The organism is Pseudomonas amygdali, from assembly GCF_002699855.1.
Lineage (GTDB): Bacteria > Pseudomonadota > Gammaproteobacteria > Pseudomonadales > Pseudomonadaceae > Aquipseudomonas > Aquipseudomonas amygdali.
This window is the reverse complement of the sequence record NZ_LKBW01000163.1, coordinates 1-2236: the sequence shown is the minus strand read 5'-3', so window position 1 is coordinate 2236 and position 2236 is coordinate 1. Positions and strand designations below refer to the sequence as shown.

At 56.4% G+C, this 2236-nt stretch carries 2 protein-coding genes; both read right to left on the bottom strand.

Going from position 1 to position 2236, the window contains the following annotated elements:
* Positions 1-110: 110 nt before the first annotated feature.
* A complete protein-coding gene (locus AO277_RS12710; RefSeq protein WP_052835002.1) occupies positions 111-578 on the bottom strand; it encodes a type 1 glutamine amidotransferase family protein in 468 nt (155 codons plus the stop codon).
* Between the two features lie 106 nt (positions 579-684).
* Positions 685-2166 (bottom strand): aldehyde dehydrogenase, encoded by a 1482-nt coding sequence (locus AO277_RS12705; RefSeq protein ID WP_044320171.1) that lies wholly within the window; start codon positions 2164-2166, stop codon positions 685-687.
* Between the last annotated feature and the right edge of the window lie 70 nt (positions 2167-2236).

The window sequence follows — 2236 nt, the reverse complement described above, 5'->3', positions numbered from 1 at the left end:
CGATGAGTCGGAGAGTTCGTAACGCTTTGCCATGCGGGCCTCCAGCCAATCATGGCGGCAATTCTACCCCAGCCGACTTTTCGTACAAAACCTAGAAACCAGGCTCCATTTCAGAGACCCGCTAACTCGACTCCATTTTCGGCAGCTTTTTTAAGCAAAGTACGCAAATGGGCATCGGCGCGCAGGGGCGTTCGTAGACCACCACAGACGATCAGCAGCTTAAGCTCGCTCAGTGGAAAGGAGGAAAGATCTTGATCAGGGCGAATGACGATCCCTAAATCGCTCATGACCTCCTGGCCGGCCAGCGTAAATGTGCAAGTCCTGTATGAGTCTGGGCGCAACAAATTCGCGGTGACAAGAGCGTCCAACGCATGGGTAAACGATGGAAGGGAGAAGTAATCAAGAAGGATGAAACCTACACCCGAAAGAGAAGCTTTCGTAGGTGCTTCATCGTTGAGATAGCGGAAGTTTTTCCCTTTGTTTGTTCCGCAAAAACTTCGCTGGTCTATCACCTCAAGCCAACCCTCTTGGAAGCCGCAACGATAAAATATAGCCGCAACAGAAGCGGTCGCCGTCATTAAATTCCGACGCTGCGAACATCTGGAGGAATCGGCCTACGATGGCCTCTTGGAGATCGCCCTGATATCAGCGGCCGGGCGATCTCTTTCAGGCTGTCGGGACTTCTCAGGAAGCGTCGATCCAGATGGTTTTCAGCTCCGTGTACTGGTCGTGGGCCCAGATAGACTTGTCCCGCCCACCGAAACCAGACTCCTTGTAACCACCGAATGGCGTTGAGGCGTCGCCCTCGCCAAAGCAGTTCACCGTCACGATGCCAGCACGGATACTGCGTGACAACTTTAACGCGTTGCGCAGGTTGCCAGTGTACGCAGATGCTGCCAGGCCATACGCCGTATCGTTGGCCAACTCGATGGCTTCATCGATCGAGTTGAACGTGGTGACACTCAGCACGGGGCCAAAAATTTCCTCTTGGAACAGGCGACTGTCGCGCCCTACCCCGTCCAGGATGGTCGGTTCGACGAAGATATTCCGAACGGTATTTCCCCCCGTCACAACGGTCAGCTTCTGATCCTTGGCGTGCTCGATGTAGGAGCGTACTTTCTCGAAGTGTGCTTTGCTGATCATCGACCCAAGGCGATTGTCCGGATCGAGGGGGTCGCCCATCTTCCAGTCCTTCAGGTGCACCTGAATGCGCTCAAGAAGCGCGTCCTTGATGTCGGTGTGAACGATCAGGCGCGAGGACGCCGAGCAATTTTCGCCCATGTTCCAGAAGGCGCCATTGACTATGTGCTGCGCGACCTGATCAATATCCTCTGCATCGTTCATCACCACTGCAGGGTTCTTGCCGCCGCACTCCAGTACGATGCGCTTGAGGTTCGATTCGCTGGAGTACTTGAGGAAAATCCGCCCAGTGTCGGTAGAGCCGGTAAAGCTGACCATCGCGACATCGCCATACCGGCCCAATGGCTCACCGGCCTCCTTGCCGCTACCAGGTATCACGTTGAACACGCCGGCGGGAATACCGGCCTGGTAAGCCAGCTCGGCGACACGCAGCGCGCTCAGGGTGGTTTCCTCCGCTGGCTTGACCACGATGGAGCAACCTGCGGCCAACGACGGACCGATTTTCCAGGCGAGCATCAACAGCGGGAAATTCCACGGCAGTACCAGGCCGACCACACCGATAGGCTCACGCACTACCATCGTCACCGCACCGGAACCGACCGGCGCGGTGGCGTCGTAGATCTTGTCGATCAATTCGGCATGCCAACGCAGCGTATGGATCGTCTCCGGCACATCAACGTTCTGGCACTCACGAATAGGTTTACCGCTGTCCAGGCTTTCGAGCACCGCCAATTCGTGGGCGTTGTCTTCCATCAGCCGGGCAAAATGCAGGAGGATATTTTTACGCGCCGCAGGTGAAAGACCATGCCAGCGCGCGTCATCGAACGCCGCCTTGGCCGCCGCAACGGCCTCGTCTACATCCTGAGAATCACAGGCGGAAACCTGTGCCAATACGTCGCCGGTGGCCGGGTTGGTCGTGGCGAACGTGCGGCCCGATTTCGCGGCACGAAATTGACCGTTGATAAACGCCTGGGTGCGGAACTCAAGCTTACCGGCCAGTTCACGGTAGGCTTCTTTACTTAGCAAGTCTGAACCGCCCCGGGTTTCTCGGAGACTCCAACCTTTGAGAGGATGGAGCGATGAAAAAACTACCGAA

Bases quoted from the DNA above. Each gene is read 5' to 3' on its own strand.
- AO277_RS12710 (WP_052835002.1), bottom strand. From the start codon at position 578: ATGACGGCGACCGCTTCTGTTGCGGCTATATTTTATCGTTGCGGCTTC.